Below are 20,581 nucleotides of genomic sequence, written 5' to 3'. Positions count from 1 at the left end.
AATCTATATGGAACTTATAGCAATCATGTTACCAATCATTTCAGTTTTAGTTAGCTTGTACTTTATAACATTAGGTTTGTGGGAGTTAAGAGAAGGTGTGGACCGTAATCAATACATAAGATATATGTTTACAGGACTGTTTCTATTAGTGATTTTGACGCCAATGTTATGGCTGTTTGGAAGTAGTTTTATGGTGAACATTTAAGTAGAAAAAGGGGATTATCATTTTGATTATTTTTGGACTATTAATCGCATTGATTACAGGTGTTTTGTTTATAATTTTATGTACTAATATCATCATTTCTCTTTTCAGAAAGAAACCTTTTCCGAAAAAGATGTTGATTGCAACGTCGATCGGTTTCTTCCTATTACTGACCATTTACATATATGAGGTGTATTTTTTTACATTCAATCATATTGACCGAGACAACCTTCAAGAGGGGCCTGGACCTGTCGCATCACCTACAGAAGAGTATACGGCTAATGCATATTATGAGCCTTACGGAGGTGCAGCAGGTGGGGTGAATGTATTAGTTGAAATAACGGATCACCGGGATCATCAATCTCAAATTATATATTATGGTGATGCTAAAACTGATTTCAATTTGGATTGGGTAGGTGAAAACACTTTATATATTCACAATGACCACCCGGAAAATTCTAATTCGAATAGAAGTATAACGCTACAGGTAGACAAGGAAATTTATCACGAAAGTGGCTTCGTTTGTAAGAGCTTATTAATGAAAGATAGGTATGAGACTTGTTATCAAAATTAGTATATTGTAAAGCTGGTTAGTATATTTCATTATCTTATTATGATCGGCAGGTGTGTTGATCTCTTGAGTTTTATTTCAGAAAATTGTGTAACTTAACATCTTTCAGGTGGAATATTATGTTAATATTTAATTGTGAAGTATCTAGTATAAGAGGTGAGTTATGACTAAAAAAGCTTTATTAATAATAGATGTACAGAATGGAATGTTCCAGGAAGAAAACGTTGTGTATAGAGGAAACCAGTTGTTAGAAAATTTGAAAACGGTGATTAGTCAAGCACGATCATCAAAAGTACCTATCTTTTATGTTCAGCACAATGCACCTACTGGCAAACCTTTAGAGTATGGTTCTCATGGATGGGAAGTTCACCCTGACATAACGCCTGAAAATGGTGATGTTATCATTCAAAAGTCAACTCCAGACTCCTTTTTCAAAACCAATTTGGATCAAGAGTTGAAAAATCATAAAATTGCCCACTTAGTGGTAGCGGGAATTCAAACTGAAGTATGTGTCGATACCACTTGTAGAAGGGCTTTTAGTGAAGGATATAAAGTTACTTTAGTTTCGGATACACATAGTACTTGGAATGCAAATGGGTTAAGCGCTCAACAAATAATTGATCACCATAATGGAACTTTGAGGTGGTTTGCTCGTGTTACTAATCATAGTGAAGTCAGTTTTATATAGGAGATATTTTGAGAAGGTGAAAAAATGAGTAATAAATTAGACCCAATGATCGCTGCGCAAAAGTTTGTTGAAGAACATTTTCAAGGTTGTGAAGGTGCTTTATTGGCCGGAAGTGTTGTACGAGGAGAAGCAACATCGACATCTGATCTTGATCTCGTTATTTTTGGTCGTCACCTAGAATCTTCATATCGAGAATCGTTAATTAAATATGATTGGAATATAGAAGTTTTTGCACACAATCTACAATCTTATAAAACTTACTTTGAAAGTGACTGTAAACGCGCTAGACCGTCGTTACCTCGAATGGTAGTTGAAGGAGTCGTGTTAAAAGATAACGGCGTCATTCCTGGAATTAAGAGTGAAGCAGCGTCTTTATTAAATAAAGGACCTGAACCATGGCCAAAAGAGACTATAGATTTTAAACGGTATTTTATTACAGATGTATTGGATGATTTAATAGGTTGTCAGAATCGGGCAGAGGGGATATTTATAACTAACGAACTTGCGAATTTATTGAGTGAGTTTGTGCTTCGAACGAACAATCAATGGGTAGGGAACTCAAAGTGGATTATAAGGTCATTAAGGCAATTTGATCATAAACTTGCCGAACGATTTGTAGTTGCTCTTGACCAATATTATAAGTCGGAAAACAAAGGGCCACTTGTTCAACTGACAGATAAAATTTTAAAGCCATATGGCGGTCGTTTATTTGCAGGATTTTCGTTAGGGAAAAATTAATTTAAACATAATTTAGGAGGGTCTTTAATGGATCATTCTACAAGAGTTGCTAAATGCCCAAAATGTGGGAGTGCAGAATTAGGGAAAGGTAAACATGCAGGATATAGTGCCATGAATCCTGTAAATAAGCTGAGATTTGGTTCAGAGGTTGAGTATATTCTTTGTACTGAATGTGGGTTTATTATTGAAAGCTATGTAAAAAAGCCAGAAAAATTTAAGGGGACACTATAAAGTTTAATACTTCTATTTAATTCTAACACAATCGTTTTATAATTCGGTCTTTTAATTTAAGATTGCGACTCAGGAAATGCTTGGGGAGTGAGGGTATTATGAGCTTTTGGGTGAGAGGCGTTTTGAAAATAGTGAAGGGTTTTTCTTATTTATTCTCGAAGTAATACTTGTAAAATATGTATTTTAAGAGGTGGAGATATTGAAGAATTATCTGGAGTTTGAAAAGCCAATATATGAATTAAATGATAAAATCAATGAACTCATCATCTACGCAGAAGAATCAGACGTTGATCTTACTGAAGAGATTGCTAACTTGCAAGAGCGTGTCTCAAGTTTACAAGATGAAATTTATAATAATTTAACGCCGTGGCAAAGGGTCCAAATAGCACGTCATCCGAACCGCCCCACGACTTTAGAATATATTGATCTATTATTTGATCAGTTTATTGAATTGCACGGTGATCGTTACTTTAGTGATGATCAAGCAATTGTTGGTGGAATTGCTAAGTTTGAAGGTATGCCAGTTACCATTATTGGTCAACAAAGGGGTCGAGATACGAAGGAAAATTTAGCACGAAACTTTGGCATGCCGAATCCAGAAGGTTATAGAAAAGCGTTACGGCTAATGAAGCAAGCAGAAAAGTTCAATAGACCCGTTATTACGTTAATCGATACAAAAGGAGCTTTCCCAGGAAAAGGAGCAGAAGAACGTGGACAATCAAGAGCACTTGCACATAACCTTTTTGAGATGGCCGGATTGAAAGTACCCATTATAAGCATTGTTATTGGTGAAGGCGCGAGTGGGGGAGCATTAGGAATTGGAGTAGGTAACCACATTCATATGTTAGAAAATACGTGGTTCTCTGTCATTGCGCCAGAATCTGCAGCTGCTCTTCTTTGGAAAGATGCAACTCAAGGTGAGTATGCAGCTAATACGATGAAGATTACCGCACCAGATCTTAAAGAATTAAACATTATTGATGAAATTGTCCCTGAAATTAAAGGCGGAGCACACCATAATCCGAGTGAACAGGCAAATCGATTGAAGAAAGCAATAGAAAGCTCACTTAAGGAGTTTTCGACTTACACCGAAGAAATGGTCGTTGAACAAAGGTATGTAAAATATAAAGGTATTGGAGTATATAGCGAGTAAGAAAAATATACTAAAAAGAGTAATGCTTAGACGATGACTTTTTCCGAACTTTTGAGTAAGGAGAAAAGGATTGTATGAGAGTTTTGCAATTCAAATATATTTATTTTGGGGTGCTATGATGAATAGAGTGTTGTTAGTATGTATTATATGTTCGTTAATTGTTATGGTAGCTTGCACATTAGATGAAACAGATGTCCAATTGCCTGAGAATATTCCTGAATTTGTTCGAGAGGGTGACTTTGCACAAATAGATTGGGATAAAAAAGCCGTAACTTTTAATAACAATATTGTTGGTAACAAAGATAAGTCAGGTGTTATTGGTACAGATATGCCCAGTATAAACAATGATCAGAAATGGATGTGGCATCTCTGGGGAGTTGAGGAACCCTATTCTATTGAATTATCGGTTATTGGTTTTCATAAAGGAACTGAAACTGTCCATGAAATTTTAACAGACGGATGGTTAACTGGGCTTAGTGGAGAAAATAATGGTGCAGATGCTCATTCACCATCGACTGTAAATATACCAAAATCAGGGGACTGGGCTATTCTACTTTATACGAATGGGGAATTATTCGATATATTGATTTATGAAATAACAGAGTAGTAGGGTAGTGACAAACTTAGTTTTCTTGGGTTTCGTAATGTGTATTCATGTGTGGAATATACTGGTCATTATTATATATTAAAATGATATCAGCTATATGTTCACGATCCCATCTGATAACTTTATTAAGATGTTCCTTAGGTAAATAAATTTCAGTTCCTGCTGAATAATCCGTTGCCATATTATTCTTCCATTCTTCATTCTCATATTGATATTGAATTTCTCCTATCTTTTCAACAGGACTAAGGTCTAAATCATCTAAATATCCTACCTCGCTTACATCCCTATAAAAACTATCTTCAAACTTTATGACACTTATATCTTTTTCAACTAAATTATATATATGATCCATGTTAATGTCTGACACATTATTACTATCGTCTAATTCGCTGTTGGAGTCACACGAAATTAAAGCAGCTAAAAGTATGAATATACCAATCAATACTTTCAAAGTGATTCCTCCTAAAAATATCTAATTATTTAAATTTATATTAACATAAAGGTCAAAAAAAGAAGGTGGAATAGTAGATTCATCAATGTAGTGATTGGCTCAGGATAGTGAATAAGTGTAAATAATAGCCCAAGGCAAAACTAGCAGAATATAAGCACAGATATTACTAATTAGTCCTTTACAAAATAATGAAATAATTCTATACTATTGTTAACTTTTTATATTGGAGGGTTAACAATTAAACTAGTTCATCTAATCTATGTATCTATGTTCGCAGCAATTATGGGGGTATTAGGACTTCTTCCTCCAATTCCTTTAGGTTTCTCACCTGTACCAATTACGCTACAGACTTTAGGTGTAATGCTAGCGGGAAGCATTTTAGGAGCACGTTTGGGTCCTAAGTATGCAGCTTTAAGTCAGGTGTTATTTCTATTAATTGTGGCGACAGGTATGCCACTATTATCTGGTGGCCGTGGTGGAATAGGCGTATTTTTAACACCGTCAGCAGGATTTTTGATTTCGTGGATTGCAAGTGCTTATGTGATTGGCTATTTATGTCAGCGATTGAAAACGGTAGTAGTCTGGAAAATGCTACTGATTAATTTGGTAGGTGGTGTGTTTGTTGTTTACTTAATTGGGGTGCCCGTACAGGCAATGATGATGGAGATCCCTGTTACTCAAGCAGCAATTTATAGTCTATCATTTTTACCAGGTGATGTTTTGAAAGTGGTGGGTGCATCATTTATTGCTGTTAAATTGTATCATGCGGCTCCTTTTATGAAGGAGGCACGAGCCTAAATGAATATTACGGATTCATACGCTCAACATGCCGAAAAGCATCCAAGTCGTCCTGCAATCGTAACGGACGATAAAACAATTTACTACCGCGAGTGGGAGAAGATCGTTCGACAGACAGCGTCTGCTTTTTCGAAGGAGCCGGCTGTCCATAATCGAGTTGCGGTCTTCCTTCCGAATGGACACTTGTTCTTGCAAGTATTTGCCGGTGCAAGTGCGGCAGGATGGGCTAATGTCGTTGGCGATATGAGGTGGAGTCAATTAGAAATTGAAACACGATTGAAAGAGGTCGAACCTGATTTAATTGTGGCTGACGAAAGTATGAAAGATGTCTTTCAAAACCAAGATGCGAAAGTCATTTTCTCTGGAGAAATCAGTGAGTGGGTTCATAATCAAGATGAATGGCAATCCAGTGAAAAGGCTAACACCCCTTTTTATATTGGATTTACTTCAGGGTCGACAGGACAGCCAAAGGCATTTGTGCGTTCACATCAATCATGGGTGGAGTCGTTCCAATGTAATCAGGTAGATCTAGGTATGACATCAGAAGACCAAGTTTTAATTCCTGGATCTTTTGTTAATTCCATTTTTATATACGGAGCGTTAAGCACGTTATACATAGGTGGTACTGTTTATATCCTGAATAAATTTTCAACGAGTCGGTTAATGAGTGTGTTGGAAGATAACCCTATTTCGGTCGTGTATGTAGTGCCAACAATGATTCATGCCCTAATTAATGAAGGGTGGAAAAGCGTACAGCAACTAACTTTTATTTCTACTGGAGCCAAATTGTTGCCTTCTGTGAAGAATGAGGTGAAAGAGCACTTTCCACACGCAAGTATTTATGAATTTTATGGTGCTTCTGAACTAAGTTTTATTACAGTGTTAAATAATGATGATCAAATGACATATGCAGATTCAGTTGGTAAGGCTTTTCATAATGTAGAAATTAAAATTTGCGGGGATGATGGTAAAGAAGTACCTTCAGGTGAAGCTGGGGTGTTGTATGTCCGCAGTAAAATGTTATTTGACGGTTATCTCAATAATGAAGAGGAAACGGATAACGTGTTTGATGGCGAGTGGGCGACGGTTCATGATATTGCCAAAAAAGATGAAAATGGCTTCATATACATACTAGGACGCAAAAATGACATGATTCTCTACGGAGGTATTAATATTTATCCTCAGGAAATAGAAGAAGTGTTAAAAGGAATAGAAAGCGTTGAAGAAGTCGCTGTATTTGGTGCAAAAGATGCCTACTGGGGAGAGAAAGTCGCTGCCTATATCAAAGGAGACGTTACGATCCGTGAATTGAAAAGCTATTGCCTCGACTATTTACCTGCTTATAAAATTCCACGTATATGGAGAAAAGTCGATCACTTTCCTTACACATCAGGTGGAAAGATATCACGTAAGGAAATTAAAAAGTGGCTAGAGGAGGAGAAGCATGAAGAGAGCCGTAATCGTTAAGGCAAAAAGGACAGCGATTGGTAAGAAAGGTGGATCCTTAAAGGAATCCCCACCTGAACAATTGGCTGCGTCTGTCATTCATGAACTTGTCCAGGATCTACCTCTTCCCGTGGACGACATTTTGATGGGAAATGCAGTTGGTCCAGGTGGAAATCTAGCTAGACTGTCTTCATTAGAAAGTGGACAACCTATTTCAGTGCCTGGTGTAACGATCGACCGACAATGTGGTGCTGGCATGGAAGCCATTCGACTTGCGTGCCATTTGATTCAAGGTGGTGCTGGGGAAATTTTCATTGCTGGCGGTGTAGAAAGCACGAGCCAATCGCCTTTTGATAGCCGTGCGCGCTTTTCACCAGAATCTATTGGTGATCCTGATATGGGGATAGCGGCAGATCAGGCTGCCAAAAAATACGGGATTACTAGAGAAATGCAAGATGATTATGCGCGACTCAGTTATGAACGTGCGATTCATTCTTTAGAAAAAGGCTATTTTGATGACGAAATTGTAAGCTCTCAAGGGTTACCTCAAAAAGATGAAAGTTTGAATCCGAAAATGAATTATGAACGTATGCTGGAACGTTTATCGCCTGCCTTTACGAAGGGTGGGACTGTCACAATGGGAAATTGTTGTGGGATCAATGATGGGGCTGCTGCAGTGTTGGTCATGTCTGAGGATAAAGCTTATGAACTTGGGTTTAAACCTAGCTTAAGGTTTGTTGACAGTGTTGTAGTTGGTGTCGACCCGAACTATCCAATTGTCGGGGCCGTTACCGCCATATCTGAGCTGCTTTCTAAATGTGATTTAACTGCCGAGGATATTGATTTGGTGGAATTAAATGAAGCATTTGCTGCAAAAGCTGTGTTAGTTTCTCAAGAACTTTCGATTCCTTATGAAAGAATAAATGTAGAAGGCGGTGCTATAGCGCTAGGTCATCCATATGGTGCATCCGGCGCCATTTTAATCACACGGTTATATTATGTGATCCAGCGATACTTGGCGAAGTATTGTATTTCTGTCATTGGAGTAGGTGGAGGAATGGGTATTGCGATGTTATGGGAGCGTCCAGAATGAAATCAGGGAAAGTATCTGTAACGATTACAGAAAATATGGTTCAAGATTTTGAGCAGATTTTTGGAAAACAGGGTACACAGTCTCCAGTCTTTCCGATGATCTTTTACCGTTATATCGAGGTTCCTTGGGAGGCACCATCTCCTCCAGTTTTAAGAAAACAGCATGGTACGTGTACTAAGCAACTAATGATCGGAAAAACCTATCAATGCCAAGTGATCCTCGAAGCAGAAAAGCAAAGAAGAAACCATGTGTTTTACACGCAATGTCTTTACGTTTATGACGAGCATGGAGAGGAATGTGTTCGATGTGTTTCACAATTAGTCACGAGTTCACCGTTACAGAAGAAAAAATAAGGCAATATGCACTCTTAACTGGAGACGATAACCCCATTCATTTAGATCAGGCAGAAGCGGAACGTCAAGGGTTTCAAGCCCCCATTGCACACGGTTTACTAACAATGGGACTTGTCATGAATATGACTTCTCGTTTTACTGAAAAAGGAATGCATGTTTCCGATTATGAAATTAGATTTCTCAAACCGGTTTATAAAGATGAGACGGTTGAAGTTTCTGCAGAAGTAGAAACTTTAGAGAGCCAAGTTCAGCTGAAGATTACTGGGGGGAAGGTACAAGGTTCGGTGGTTTTAGAAGAATAGTTAGAGGTTATTTTTAAACATATGTTGTTAAGTTAACAATGGGTGAGCAGGGCGATCATTAAAGTTGATCGTCTTTTTTTATTGATACGATTGTTGGAATATTATGTTAACATTGTTGTAGAAGAAGAAATTGAACAAATGAATCAGGATATTTTTATGAACTACTAACTAGGTTTTAGGATACTCTCTTAGGAAATATTTTTAATAAGGTGGGATGAAAAATGGGGATTGAAAAAGAATATCTGAGAATTGTGATTGAAAGATTTAATAGTGTGAAAAAACTTGGAGATCAAACAATAAATCAATTATCGGAGAATGAAATACATTGGACTTATAATAATGAGTCCAATAGTGTTGCAACAATAGTAAAGCATCTAAGTGGGAATATGGTTTCTAGATGGACTGACTTTTTAACTTCTGATGGTGAAAAGGAATATAGAAATCGTGATGAAGAATTTATAAATGACATATCTGCGAAAACAGAGTTAATTACTGAATGGGAAAAGGGATGGAAAGTTTTAATCGATACACTAACTGATTTAAGTGAACAAGATTTATTAAAAAGTATCTACATTCGTGGTGAGGAGCATTTAGTGTTAGAGGCTATCGAAAGGCAAATGGCACATTATGCATATCATGTCGGGCAAATAGTGTTTATTGGTAAACAATTAAAGGGGGATAACTGGAAGAGTCTTAGTATCCCGAAAGGCAAATCTGAAGAGTATTTAAAGGAAATGCTTGATCAACATAAAGATAAATAACTAAAGGTTGTTTAACTAAATAGTCTGAAGTTTAGTAAGGAGATTTTTAGGCAGGCAAGTGGAGTGATCACTAAATGTGAAGTGAAAGAGGAAATGGTAATCAAAGAAGTAACGATATAGATGCTTTTATGGATCAAGTCGAGTCACTAGTAGAAAAAGTTGAAGGTACAACAACAATTTGATTAATTAAAATTTCCTTATTTAACTAGGAGGTGAATTCATGTCTACTTTTAATGATGATGTATATTGGAAATTATCTAATAAAAGAAAGTTTATAAGAAATGCTTTAACAACTCCTTTACTTGGCCCAGTGATCATGTTTTTCCTCATAGTTGAGCCATTCCCCCAACCATTTAATATTGTAATGTCCATTTTAATAATTGTTTTAGGGTCTTACTTTCTATTTAGCACCTATAGGAAATGGGTTAAAGATGAAGAAGAGTAATTCCACTATGTATAGGGGTGATAGGTTAGGAAGAATAAGGGTTTAGTAGATCTATTAAATAGAGATGAAAGAAGGAATAGAAGATGGCATTAACATTTAAATTACTAGATGATGAACTAACAGAATTAGTAGATTTATATACTCAGAACACATGGGATTTTCACTCTGACCCATCCCCGACCGTAGAAGATATTACAGAACGCTTTAAATCGGGTTGGTTTTCCGATGATCGAGAAACATATTGGGCTGAGAAACATGGAGAGAAGGTAGGGCTAGTTATTATTGGAGATTTCTCAGATACGATTCCGTTATTGTATGATGTAAGGCTAGCCAATAAAGCGCGGGGAAAAGGGTATGGTGAACAATGTGTCAATTGGGTTGCTAATCATATTTTCTCAAGTTCTAAGAGTAAAATTCGAATTGAATCCTATACAAGGTGTGATAACTATGCCATGCGGAAAGTGCTATACAACTGTAACTTTCAAAAGGAAGGTTACTTAAGAAAGTCATGGGAAAATGATGACTGCACAATAGATGACACGATAGTTTATGGCATTATAAGAGAAGATTGGGAAAATGGCGAGAGGACGTCCATTATTTTAGATGACATGCCTTTCTAATTAGAGGGCAACGTTAATAGCCACTATTTCAATTAATAGGAGAATGAAAATATTGAACCTAGGTAAACCAATAGCAAGCGGCAATACAGCTAATATTTATTTGTCGGGCGATAGAGTTGTAAAGGTGTTCCATGAGCACTTAACAAATGTTGACCCATACTATGAAGTGAATAAGCAAAAGTTCGCCTATTCATGTGGCCTTCCTGTACCTAAAGTGTTAGATGTAACGAAGGTTGATGGAAGACAGGCTATTATTATGGAGTATGTGAAAGGAAAAACGTTAGGTAACCTCCTCCATGATAATGAAGAAGATACAGCATACTATATGGGTGTTTCTATAGAAGTACAGCAGGCTATTCATCAGATTGAGGCTGCTGAAATCGAGACAATGACGGACAAATTAAAGCGTCAAATTAAGTCTGCTCATCTATTAAGTGATCAACAAAAAGAGAGGTTACTAGGGCAATTACAATCAATGCCGTCTGACAACAAACTTTGTCACGGAGATTTTCATTTGTTTAATGTTATTAAAAATAATGACGATGAAATGACAATCATTGATTGGGTTGATGCAAGTTCAGGAAATCCTGTTGCAGATGTTTGTCGCTCTTATTTGTTGTATTCACAAGCTTCAATAGACTTGGCGGAAATGTATTTACATATGTATTGTGAAAAAAGTGGGTTGCATAGAGAAAAAGTGATGGAGTGGCTTCCAATCATTGCTGGTGCACGGTTAGAAGAAAAGCTTCCAAATAGTGAGGAAGAAAGACTATTGAAATTGGTCAATTCCTCTTAAAAACTACTTAAGCTCAAAGCTGTTATCAATTAACGATTCACCATTTTCGTTTGTAAGATTAATAGCAAATTCATCACTTTTGATTCTAGGAAGGTCATGTTCTGCCGAATCACTCGGAATTAATTCCAGCTGAAACTCTTCGTCTTCTAATTCAACACCGATCGTTCCTCCATGTCCTTCAGGAGGTTTTAAACGGTCTGTCGTGTTGATAAGAACATATTGGTCGTCAACATAGTCAATATGGTTAATTTGATACTGGTGTTGAGGGTGTTCAATTAGTATTAGTTCGTGTCCTTCGTTAGTGGTAATGATTGTAGCATGATGGAAGTCTTCAGATACTTTGTTTAGTAACTCAATGATACTTGGTTCTGAATAGACAACTCGTTTTTCGCTTGAAGCATCTGCGCCAATTGAACAACCTGTTATGGCCAATGAAATTAACAAAATGATCGTCAACAAGATATTATTCATATTCACAAAGCAAGACTCCTTTTGAGAAAAGTGTTAGTTATATCTTATCACCCTAATTTTTCCATTGCAATGTGTGGTGTGTGACTTGCATGGCGGTTGGGAATGAACAAATCGGAGTGAAACTAAGTGAGGGAATCAAAAATGGATGTTAATAAAAAAACGTTGAAAAAATCTCTAACTTTCTTTATTCCAGCGGTAATTATAGCTGGTGCCGTATTATACTATGTTTATATACTCACACCTAAAAACTCGGTTGAAATGTATCAAGAGTTACGTTTTGCAGATAGTTTTGACGAAGTGCAATCATTAAGTGTAGAAGGATATGAAGAGTATTTTTCCGAGGAAGAGTTTAACTACATTCAAGAAAATAGGGTTAATAGAGTAGGGCAGTTCACGTTATTCGAGTATAACTCAAAGTCATATGTAATCATGACTTCTCCTGGAACTGAGAGGTTAGAGGTGCTTTCTGTAAATGAGTTGCCAGAGGAAATTAGAGAATTCTTTTTGGAATTACCGAAATAAAAAAGCATCGAATTGCTATACAATTCGATGCTTTTTTGCCTAATGGTGTTTATGTCCCATAGCTTCTGCTTTAGTTCTATGAACAGTGCCACGTGGGTGTTCTGGTGGTGCGTAAATTGAGTAAAGCTTAAGTGGTCTACGTCCAGTGTTAATTAAGTTATGCCATTTTCCAGCAGGGATGAAGATCGCTTCATTGTCAGCTACTTGACGTTGAAAGTCTAAGCGGTCGCGGCGGTCTCCCATTTGGACTAAGCCATGACCACCTTCAACACGGATGAATTGATCGTGATCACGATGGATCTCTAAGCCGATATCATCTCCAGGTTCAATGCTCATCAGTGTTAACTGCAAGTATTCACCTGTCCATAGGGCTGTGCGGTAGTTGTCGTTCATCATAGTTGCTCTTTCAATGTTGACGACATATGGATTGGGGCCGTGATCTGTAGTGTGGTGGTGACCAGGGTGATGGTGGTGCCATGCAGGGTTATTATGGTCCCATCCGTTGTTATTGTCCCAGTAGCCATTGTTGTTGTTCCAATTATTATTGTTGTTATCCCAGTAGCCGTTATTGTTGTTCCAGTTTTGGTCCCATTCTTGATGTTGTTGATCCCATCCTTGATTGTGGTGATTCCACCCATGATGTTGATCCAATCCTTGTTCTTGATGGTTCCAACGTTGGTGCATGTCATAAGGGTTGTAATACATAGTTAATCTCCTTTCCAATTTTCACTCCTTTATAACGTATGCAACTGTCTTAGGCTTAGGGATTGTTTGTTGTAAGAATAGGCCGTTGCCTTTCATGAAAAAGTGCTGTAAAGTTTAAACAAAAAGGGGGAGGACTTTTGAAACGGAAAGGTTTATGGTTAATTGTAAGCTTGGTAGTGTTTGGGAGTATCTTTTGGTTATCACGTACGGTAGAATATGTTGATGAAACGTATGAAGGGCTATTGTTCCAAGTCGGTGAAGGTAATGAAGACTTAGAAGAAATTGTGACGGTTGAATTAGATGGGGAATTTATAAATCATATGTTTTCTGATGAGCGATTTGAAGGGACGATGACGATTGATGGAGTCATCCACCCAGCTGAAACAGCAAGTGCTGACGTGTTAGAAATCACTTTTGTAGAAGATGGTTTTAGGCGTGGTGATGTGACATACATTGATCGAGATGGTGATGCTTTACAATCGATTGGTCATTTACATATGAGTGATGATTTTTCTGAATTGACGATTCAAGTGTGGGGAGAAGATATACATAACACACCAGAGCTTGGATCTTGGACAAGTGATGATGGCCATGTCATATCAGCTCCAGCATCTGATCGCGAAGAAGGGTTAGAGGTTTTGAACCGTTTGGTGAGCCCAATTTTTGATGGATATGAATATAACTAATAGTAAAGGAAGTGCATGGATGTCAGGACAACAAAGAAGCAATGTAGAAGTAGGAATGGAAGTTGAAGTCGTTCAAAAACAAGATCAACGAACAGGTAAGCTAACGCGAGGAATCGTAAAAGATATTTTAACGAAATCTGCCAATCACCCGCACGGTATTAAAGTCCGTTTAGAAGGTGGCGAAGTGGGAAGAGTGAAGCGAATTATCTAGTTCTTAGGCTTTTTGTAGCTTGCTCAAGTGACTTAAATAATTTATAATAAATTTAAATTGAATGATTATTCATTCAATTATCACTTGTAAGGGCTTACATACAAAGGGAGGTTGACAGATGAATTTAAGTGATCAGTTGTCTTTAACGGCGAAGCAACATTTAACAAAGCCGGCTTATGTGTTTAATGGGGAAGAGACGGATTACAAGACGTTAGAAGGATCCGTGACGAAGTTCGCATCTAGCTTAGAGTCATTAGGCTATGAAAAAGGTGACCATATTGCATTGGTGGTTGGTAATACGCCACACTTTGTCATTGGTTTATACGGTGCGATGCGTTTAGGTTTAACAGTTATTCCGATTAACCCGATTTATACGGCAGATGAAATTGCTTATATCATTAATAACGGTGATGTTAAAGGGGTTATCACGTTAGATGTTTTAATGGAGAAGTTCGATCAGATGACGTCCTTAATTCCAAATGTCGAGCATTATATTGTTGGTGAAACAGATCCGCAATTACAAGGTCGCACATCGCCATTGGAAGAGAAGACATACTCATTTACAAAGCTTGTCCAATCCGGAAGCTTAGAGTTTGACCGTCCGACTTTAAACGATGATGATACCGCTGTCATCTTGTACACATCAGGTACGACAGGCAAGCCAAAAGGTGCGATGTTAACGCATCGAAACTTATTTTCTAATGCACGTGATACGGCAGAATACTTACAGATCGGTGAAAACGACCGTGTCATTGCGGCTCTACCGATGTTCCACGTGTTCTGTTTAACCGTTGCGTTAAATGCGCCACTAGTGAATGGCTCAACGATTTTAATCGTACCGAAGTTCTCTCCAGATGCGGTATTTAACATTGCACGTGAGCACCAAGCGACTGTGTTTGCCGGTGTGCCGACGATGTATAACTACTTACTTCAGTATCCAAATGAAGAGGAGAAAGACTTCTCAAACATTCGCCTTTGTATTTCAGGTGGTGCATCAATGCCTGTTGCGTTATTAGAGAAGTTCGAGCAGCACTTTGATGTTCAAATTTCTGAAGGTTATGGCCTATCAGAAGCGTCACCTGTTACGTGCTTTAATCCACTTGATCGTCCGCGTAAAGCAGGCTCAATTGGAACGAGCATTGTGAACGTTGAAAACAAAGTCGTCAATGAGCACGGTGAAGAAGTGCCAACAGGTGAAGTTGGTGAACTTGCTGTACGAGGACCGAATGTTATGAATGGTTACTACAAAATGCCTGAAGAAACGCAAGCATCGATTAAAGATGGTTGGTTATATACAGGTGATATGGCGAAACAAGATGAAGAAGGCTATTTCTACATCGTTGACCGTAAGAAAGACTTAATTTTAGTCGGTGGTTACAACGTGTATCCCCGTGAAGTAGAAGAAGTACTTTACAGCCATGAGAATATTACGGAAGTAGCCGTTATTGGCGTACCAGATGAAAACTTAGGTGAAGCGGTCGTCGCATTTGTCGTGTCAAACAATGAAGACTTAACAGAAGAAGATCTTCGTAAGCTTTCACAAGACAAATTAGCAAAATATAAACAACCGAAAGAAATCAACTTCCTAGATGAACTACCGAAAAATACGACTGGAAAAATTTTAAGAAGAAGCTTAAAAGAACAAGTCGCAACACAGTAGTATAGTAAGCGTTTACAAAGATTCCTTAGCGAAATGGCTAGGGAATCTTTTTTTATTTTTAGGGTTGATTTTACTTGTGGCATTCCCTATAATTGAAAACAATATTCAGAAATTCTTTAGTACTTAAAAGCGTATATGCGTAAAAGGGGAGAGGTTAAAATGATGAAGCGAATGTTGTTATTAATGGTAGTAGGGTTCATGGTTATTTTAGTTGCATGTGGTGATGGTGAGGGAGAATCAGGAGATGTTGATTCTGAAGACAATCAAGCTGACAACGAATTAACGCGTGATGAAGCTGATTTTGTCGTTGGTGTATCACAAATTGTAGAGCACCCTTCACTTGATCGAGCAACAGAAGGATTCCAAGAAGCATTAGCGGATGCTGGGTTAGAAGTATTTTACGATGTGTCACTTGCGCAAGGCGATAATCAAAACGCACAGCTCATTGCAGAGAAGTTCGTTAGTGATGATGTTGATTTAATTTTCGGTAATTCAACGCCAAGTACACAGTCTGCACTAAATGAAACGCAAGATATTCCGATCGTCTTTACGTCTGTAACAGATCCTGTTGGTGCAGGATTAGTTGATTCGATGGAAGACCCAGGTGGTAATGTAACAGGTACAGCAGATATGCATCCTGACGCTGTTCCACAAGCAGTCGAACTAGTAGAAGATTTAGGTTATGACTCAATCGGTCTTGTTTATAACTCTGGTGAGCAAAATTCAGTGAGACAGATTGAATTAGTTAATGAAGTGGCTAGTGAAAGTGGTTTGGAAACACACGAAGCAACCGTGTCAGCTTCATCAGAAGTCATGCAAGCAGCTGAATCGCTAATCGGACAAGCTGATGTGTTTTTAATTATTACAGATAATACCGTCGTTAGTGCATTAGAGTCTGTTTTATCAGTTGGTCAAAATGAAGATATGCCAGTCTTTGTCAGTGAACTAGATTCAGTTGAACGTGGTGGTTTTGCAGGGTTTGGTTTTGACTACTTTGACATTGGTTATGAAGCAGGTGAAAAGGCCGCACAAGTTTTACAAGATGGAGTGAGTCCTGGAGACATTCCAGCATCATATCCTCAAAATCTATTCTTACAAATTAACGAAGATGCCGCTGAAAAGATGGGCGTTGAGCTAACAGATGAGTTAACAGAACGAGCGGAGATTGTCACGACTGAAGAAGAAGGTGAGTAAGGCATGATTACATCAATATACGGCGCAATTGAATCAGGTTTAATCTATGCGATTATGGCACTAGGGGTGTATATTTCATTTAGATTGTTAGATTTCCCGGACTTAACGGTTGATGGAAGCTTTGTAACAGGTGGTGCAGTCACATCAGTCATGATTGTGAATGGCACCGACCCGTTTACCGCAACGATTGCAGGGGCGATCGCAGGATTTTTCGCAGGGTGTATTACTGGCTTACTGCATACGAAAGGGAATATTAACCCTCTATTAGCCGGCATTCTCATGATGATTGCTTTATATTCTATTAATTTAAGAATTATGGGGCAGCCGAACATTCCGTTATTAAATGAACATACGTTGTTTACGACGTTAAATAACTGGTGGGAAGCGTTGAATTTAGAGGCGATCTTCATGGCGCCGTTTCATTGGTTAGGAATTGCTGATTTTGCCCCTAGGTCGTTTTACGCGTTAATGTCACTTTTAGTACTCATCATCATCGTGAAGAAGTTAATGGACTTCTTCTTACGGACTGAAGCGGGGACGACTTTACGTGCGACGGGTGACAATCAGAAGATGGTTCGAAGCTTCTCAGCGAATACGAGTTTGTACATTATCGTTGGAATGGGTGTTTCGAACATGTTAGTCGCCTTTAGCGGTGCAATGGTCGTTCAACATAGTGGTTTTGCCGATATTAACTTAGGTGTCGGTATGATTATTATTGGCTTAGCTTCAGTTATTATCGGTGAAGTGCTATTTGGTAAAGACAAAATTGTCCGCATGACGTTAGCAGTTATTTTAGGGGCGATTGTGTATCGAATTATTTACTCAATGGCGCTTCGAATCGATTTCTTAGAAGCAAGTGATATGAAGCTCATTACAGCACTGATCGTTGTCGTCGCCTTAGTATTCCCACATTGGCTCGGTCAGACGAATGCGAAGAACCAATATAAAAAGTCAAAAGCCAAAGCAGCAAGTGGATAGGAGGAGAAGACGATGCTTAGTTTAAATGAAATTCATAAAACCTTTTACCCGAATACACCAGATGAACGACTAGCACTAGTCGATGTGAATCAAAAGCTTGAAGCGGGTGATTTCGTCACGATTATTGGAAGTAACGGTGCTGGTAAGTCGACTCTTCTCAATACACTAGCTGGCTCAATCATTCCTGATGAAGGTGAAGTTTCGATTGACGGTCGTGATGTCACGCGACTTCCTGAACAGAAGCGCGCTGCTTATATTGGACGTGTCTTCCAAGATCCGATGGCAGGCACCGCACCAGGGATGACAATTGAAGAGAATATGGTCATCTCACTCGGACGAACGAAAAGACGCAGTTTGTTCCGTGGCGTGTCAAAACAACTTCGTGAGCGATTCCGTGAACATTTAGCGACATTAGAGATCGGCTTAGAAGACCGACTGAATACGAAAGTCGGCTTACTATCAGGCGGTGAGCGCCAAGCGTTATCACTATTAATGGCAACATTCACCGAGCCGAAGATTTTACTGTTAGATGAACATACAGCCGCACTCGACCCGTCAAAACAAGAACTGATCTTACGCCTAACACGCGAACTCGTTGAAAAACACAGCTTAACGACCGTTATGGTCACACACCAGATGGAACAAGCCATCGAATTCGGCAACCGCCTCTGGATGATGGACGAAGGCAAAATCATATTCGAAGCCAATGACGATGAAAAAGACGAACTCACCGTCCCAGACCTCCTCCAAAACTTCGAAAACATTCGTGGAAAGCGAATGGCGAGCGATCGCGCGTTGTTGTCGAAATGAATAAATTAGTTAGAACTCTTCCTGGATAGGGAGAGTTCTTTTTAGTTAAATGCACTATTTATGAGCTATTTTAGTAAGCCTATGAGCTATTTTTGCAATTCTATGAGCTATTTTTATAAATCTATGAGCCATTATCGCCATTCTATGAGCTGTTTTCGCCATTCTATGAGCCATTTGGAGCTAATATTGCGATTTTGTAGCAAAAATTTTTTTCAGGATCACCTTTTTTTGTTTTTCCCTATAATTATGACAACTTTGTACAGTTTTTTGATACTTTTTTACACAAAAACGTGTATTTTTGCATAAAAACCTTATTTTACTTTTTTATAAATATTTTTTAATATAATTTTGAAAATTATATCAAAGGGAGAGATTCTTATGGAAATTAAAGAAAATGGACGCATTTCTGCACAAACTATGGCGGTATTGCCACATAAATTCTCGGATGGTGTATATGGTTCGTATGTTGTGGATACGGACGATGAATTTTACAGCTATTTAACACCGAAACAATTAATGGATGATATTTGTAATTATTATGCTTGTAGTTTGAAAGGTCGCCTTGATGGTACTCGAAAAGCTTTTGGTGTATCACGTAAAGCACCGATTGTAGTGGAAGCTTCATCTGGCATGTTCTTTATGCCAACGACTTCGCCACATTCTAATGAGTGTGCTTGGATCGCTCACAGTTATGTTTCAAAACTTGAGCGTCTGGCTCCGAAAATGACGCGAATTTATTTTCATGGTGGTAAAACTTTAACGGTCAATTATTCACAAACGTCGTTAACGAATCAATTAAACCGCACAGCGCAGTACCGCCATTTAGTCATGGAGCGTATCTCGAATTATCAACTTTAAATAATTTTGACACACCCCACCCTAATTGCTAAAATACATCTAATTGTCTGAAAATCGTTAAGAAGTAGGTGTGTATAGATGTATGATGTGGCGATAATTGGCGCAGGTTCGATGGGAATGGCTGCAGGTTATTATTTAGCAAAGGAAAATGAGCGGGTTGTGTTAATTGATGCGTTTGATCCGCCGCATAGTGAAGGGTCTCATCACGGGGAGACGCGGTTAATTCGCCATGCTTATGGTGAAGGGGAAAGTTATGTCCCGATGGCGCTTCGAGCACAGGAGTTGTGGCATGAGCTTGACCGACAAGTTGATGAGAAGTTGTTTGATCCCACGGGTGTGTTAAATATCGGGGACAAGCAGTCTGGTTTCGTTAAAAATGTGATTGAAAGTGCTAAGACGCATGGCCTTAATTTAGAGACGTTAACGGCTGATGAAGTCAATGAGCGTTGGGAAGGGTTTCAGCTTGATGATCACTTAATGGGTTGTTTTGAGCCTGATTCAGGTGTGTTAATGAGTGAGCGTTGCATTCAGGCGTATCGTCATTTAGCTTTTGATGCTGATGCTGAGTTTAAGTTTAATGAACAAATTCAAAAGCTTGAGACCCGAGATGATGAAGTGACAATTACGTTATCCAATGAAACAATCCAAGCTAAAAAGCTCATCATTTCAGCAGGTAAAGGGACGAATCAAGTGTTAGCGCACTTAAATGAACAATTGCCTTTAAATCCTACGCGTAAAACGTTTTCGTGGTTTCAAGCTGATGAAGAACTTTACCATAGCGGCCGTTTCCCAGGTTGGGCTTATGATGTTGATGGGAAGACGTTTTACGGTTTTCCGAGTATTGAAAATCAAGGTGTGAAACTAGGTCGACATGATAGTGGTCACGCGTTAGAAGACCCGATGACGTTAGCGCCTTTTGGTCATTATGAAGATGATCTGGCAGATGTCACAAGCCAAGTTGAACGTATCTTTAAAGAGCCGATGTCTCATGATGAAGGTAAAGTATGTACTTATACGAACACACCTGATGGCCATTTTATAATTGATAAGCTTCCTAATCATGCGAACGTCTATGTCGCGTGTGGCTTTTCAGGTCATGGCTTCAAATTTAGTAGTGTTGTTGGTGAGATTTTGACGCAATTAACTTTGCATGGTCGTACACCATTTAATATCGAACCATTTCGTTTAAGTCGGTTTAATTAAGGCAACGGCATTTGTCCGTTGCCTTTTT

At 38.5% G+C, this 20,581-nt stretch carries 28 protein-coding genes; 25 read left to right on the top strand and 3 right to left on the bottom strand.

Annotated features, from left to right (window positions below; genetic code table 11):
• Positions 1-7 precede the first annotated feature (7 nt).
• The 7 genes from AHA02nite_RS07410 to AHA02nite_RS07380 all read left to right on the top strand — a co-directional run bounded on the left by AHA02nite_RS07410 (position 8) and on the right by AHA02nite_RS07380 (position 4,190).
• Positions 8-205, top strand: coding sequence for a hypothetical protein (locus tag AHA02nite_RS07410; protein ID WP_146815902.1), 198 nt, complete (start codon positions 8-10; stop codon positions 203-205).
• A gap of 22 nt (positions 206-227) precedes the next feature.
• A complete protein-coding gene (locus tag AHA02nite_RS07405; RefSeq protein WP_146815900.1) occupies positions 228-776 on the top strand; it encodes a DUF5412 family protein in 549 nt (182 codons plus the stop codon).
• A 160-nt stretch (positions 777-936) separates the two neighbouring features.
• The gene (locus tag AHA02nite_RS07400) at positions 937-1,461 is read left to right on the top strand and encodes a cysteine hydrolase family protein (protein WP_146815898.1); all 525 of its coding nucleotides are present in this window, start codon (positions 937-939) and stop codon (positions 1,459-1,461) included.
• A 24-nt stretch (positions 1,462-1,485) separates the two neighbouring features.
• On the top strand, positions 1,486-2,199 hold the full coding sequence (locus AHA02nite_RS07395) for a nucleotidyltransferase domain-containing protein (RefSeq protein WP_146815896.1): 714 nt from the start codon (positions 1,486-1,488) through the stop codon (positions 2,197-2,199).
• 27 nt (positions 2,200-2,226) lie between these two features.
• Positions 2,227-2,430, top strand: a complete 204-nt coding sequence (locus tag AHA02nite_RS07390) for a transcription initiation factor TFIIIB (protein ID WP_146815894.1) — start codon at positions 2,227-2,229, stop codon at positions 2,428-2,430.
• A 199-nt stretch (positions 2,431-2,629) separates the two neighbouring features.
• A complete protein-coding gene (gene accA, locus AHA02nite_RS07385; RefSeq protein ID WP_146815892.1) occupies positions 2,630-3,583 on the top strand; it encodes an acetyl-CoA carboxylase carboxyl transferase subunit alpha in 954 nt (317 codons plus the stop codon).
• A 70-nt stretch (positions 3,584-3,653) separates the two neighbouring features.
• Positions 3,654-4,190, top strand: a complete 537-nt coding sequence (locus AHA02nite_RS07380) for a hypothetical protein (protein ID WP_307724920.1) — start codon at positions 3,654-3,656, stop codon at positions 4,188-4,190.
• Between the two features lie 16 nt (positions 4,191-4,206).
• Here the strand turns inward: AHA02nite_RS07380 and AHA02nite_RS07375 are convergent, their stop codons facing one another.
• Positions 4,207-4,641 (bottom strand): hypothetical protein, encoded by a 435-nt coding sequence (locus AHA02nite_RS07375; protein WP_146815890.1) that lies wholly within the window; start codon positions 4,639-4,641, stop codon positions 4,207-4,209.
• Between the two features lie 237 nt (positions 4,642-4,878).
• On the opposite strand from AHA02nite_RS07375, the gene AHA02nite_RS07370 reads away from it, so the two are divergent.
• From AHA02nite_RS07370 to AHA02nite_RS07330, 9 genes are all read left to right on the top strand, one after another.
• Positions 4,879-5,439, top strand: coding sequence for a biotin transporter BioY (locus tag AHA02nite_RS07370; protein ID WP_146816050.1), 561 nt, complete (start codon positions 4,879-4,881; stop codon positions 5,437-5,439).
• Complete coding sequence (locus AHA02nite_RS07365) at positions 5,440-6,906, top strand: AMP-binding protein (RefSeq protein ID WP_146815888.1); 1,467 nt, start codon at positions 5,440-5,442, stop codon at positions 6,904-6,906.
• Entirely contained in the window at positions 6,884-7,978 is a 1,095-nt protein-coding gene (locus AHA02nite_RS07360; protein ID WP_146815886.1) for an acetyl-CoA C-acyltransferase, read from the top strand. The genes AHA02nite_RS07365 and AHA02nite_RS07360 overlap by 23 nt, the downstream gene beginning before the upstream one ends.
• Positions 7,975-8,331 (top strand): hypothetical protein, encoded by a 357-nt coding sequence (locus AHA02nite_RS07355; protein WP_146815884.1) that lies wholly within the window; start codon positions 7,975-7,977, stop codon positions 8,329-8,331. Before AHA02nite_RS07360 ends, AHA02nite_RS07355 begins: the two co-directional genes overlap by 4 nt.
• The gene (locus tag AHA02nite_RS07350; RefSeq protein ID WP_170236013.1) at positions 8,283-8,633 is read left to right on the top strand and encodes a MaoC family dehydratase; all 351 of its coding nucleotides are present in this window, start codon (positions 8,283-8,285) and stop codon (positions 8,631-8,633) included. Before AHA02nite_RS07355 ends, AHA02nite_RS07350 begins: the two co-directional genes overlap by 49 nt.
• A gap of 221 nt (positions 8,634-8,854) precedes the next feature.
• Positions 8,855-9,394: a DUF1572 domain-containing protein gene (locus AHA02nite_RS07345; protein ID WP_146815880.1), complete on the top strand. Its 540-nt coding sequence runs from the start codon at positions 8,855-8,857 to the stop codon at positions 9,392-9,394.
• Positions 9,395-9,614: 220 nt separating this feature from the next.
• Positions 9,615-9,839: a hypothetical protein gene (locus tag AHA02nite_RS07340; protein ID WP_146815879.1), complete on the top strand. Its 225-nt coding sequence runs from the start codon at positions 9,615-9,617 to the stop codon at positions 9,837-9,839.
• 83 nt (positions 9,840-9,922) lie between these two features.
• Positions 9,923-10,459: a GNAT family N-acetyltransferase gene (locus tag AHA02nite_RS07335; protein WP_146815877.1), complete on the top strand. Its 537-nt coding sequence runs from the start codon at positions 9,923-9,925 to the stop codon at positions 10,457-10,459.
• A 52-nt stretch (positions 10,460-10,511) separates the two neighbouring features.
• On the top strand, positions 10,512-11,255 hold the full coding sequence (locus AHA02nite_RS07330; protein WP_146815875.1) for a phosphotransferase family protein: 744 nt from the start codon (positions 10,512-10,514) through the stop codon (positions 11,253-11,255).
• 3 nt (positions 11,256-11,258) lie between these two features.
• On the opposite strand, the gene AHA02nite_RS07325 is transcribed toward AHA02nite_RS07330, so the two are convergent.
• On the bottom strand, positions 11,259-11,732 hold the full coding sequence (locus AHA02nite_RS07325; RefSeq protein WP_146815874.1) for a hypothetical protein: 474 nt from the start codon (positions 11,730-11,732) through the stop codon (positions 11,259-11,261).
• Between the two features lie 135 nt (positions 11,733-11,867).
• Here AHA02nite_RS07325 and AHA02nite_RS07320 point away from each other — a divergent pair, with 135 nt between their 5' ends.
• Positions 11,868-12,248 (top strand): hypothetical protein, encoded by a 381-nt coding sequence (locus AHA02nite_RS07320; protein ID WP_146815873.1) that lies wholly within the window; start codon positions 11,868-11,870, stop codon positions 12,246-12,248.
• Positions 12,249-12,287: 39 nt separating this feature from the next.
• On the opposite strand, the gene AHA02nite_RS07315 is transcribed toward AHA02nite_RS07320, so the two are convergent.
• A complete protein-coding gene (locus AHA02nite_RS07315; RefSeq protein ID WP_246118830.1) occupies positions 12,288-12,953 on the bottom strand; it encodes a cupin domain-containing protein in 666 nt (221 codons plus the stop codon).
• 137 nt (positions 12,954-13,090) lie between these two features.
• Here AHA02nite_RS07315 and AHA02nite_RS07310 point away from each other — a divergent pair, with 137 nt between their 5' ends.
• The 8 genes from AHA02nite_RS07310 to solA all read left to right on the top strand — a co-directional run bounded on the left by AHA02nite_RS07310 (position 13,091) and on the right by solA (position 20,553).
• Positions 13,091-13,639 (top strand): hypothetical protein, encoded by a 549-nt coding sequence (locus tag AHA02nite_RS07310; protein WP_146815871.1) that lies wholly within the window; start codon positions 13,091-13,093, stop codon positions 13,637-13,639.
• A gap of 19 nt (positions 13,640-13,658) precedes the next feature.
• Positions 13,659-13,850: a YwbE family protein gene (locus AHA02nite_RS07305; RefSeq protein ID WP_146816046.1), complete on the top strand. Its 192-nt coding sequence runs from the start codon at positions 13,659-13,661 to the stop codon at positions 13,848-13,850.
• A 118-nt stretch (positions 13,851-13,968) separates the two neighbouring features.
• Positions 13,969-15,510, top strand: coding sequence for a fatty acid--CoA ligase family protein (locus tag AHA02nite_RS07300; RefSeq protein ID WP_146815869.1), 1,542 nt, complete (start codon positions 13,969-13,971; stop codon positions 15,508-15,510).
• 159 nt (positions 15,511-15,669) lie between these two features.
• Positions 15,670-16,704 carry an ABC transporter substrate-binding protein gene (locus AHA02nite_RS07295; protein WP_146815867.1) on the top strand — a complete coding sequence of 345 codons (1,035 nt, stop codon included), beginning with the start codon at positions 15,670-15,672 and terminating at the stop codon, positions 16,702-16,704.
• 3 nt (positions 16,705-16,707) lie between these two features.
• On the top strand, positions 16,708-17,682 hold the full coding sequence (locus AHA02nite_RS07290) for an ABC transporter permease (protein ID WP_146815865.1): 975 nt from the start codon (positions 16,708-16,710) through the stop codon (positions 17,680-17,682).
• Between the two features lie 12 nt (positions 17,683-17,694).
• A complete protein-coding gene (locus AHA02nite_RS07285) occupies positions 17,695-18,492 on the top strand; it encodes an ABC transporter ATP-binding protein (protein WP_146815863.1) in 798 nt (265 codons plus the stop codon).
• A 378-nt stretch (positions 18,493-18,870) separates the two neighbouring features.
• Positions 18,871-19,350: a competence protein ComK gene (locus AHA02nite_RS07280; protein WP_146815861.1), complete on the top strand. Its 480-nt coding sequence runs from the start codon at positions 18,871-18,873 to the stop codon at positions 19,348-19,350.
• A 78-nt stretch (positions 19,351-19,428) separates the two neighbouring features.
• Complete coding sequence (gene solA / locus AHA02nite_RS07275) at positions 19,429-20,553, top strand: N-methyl-L-tryptophan oxidase (RefSeq protein ID WP_146815859.1); 1,125 nt, start codon at positions 19,429-19,431, stop codon at positions 20,551-20,553.
• Positions 20,554-20,581 lie beyond the last annotated feature (28 nt).

The sequence above is a fragment of the Alkalibacillus haloalkaliphilus genome (assembly GCF_007991275.1).
In the GTDB taxonomy this organism is placed as follows: Bacteria; Bacillota; Bacilli; order Bacillales; family Alkalibacillaceae; genus Alkalibacillus; species Alkalibacillus haloalkaliphilus.
This window is presented reverse-complemented; position numbering and strand designations above follow the sequence as displayed.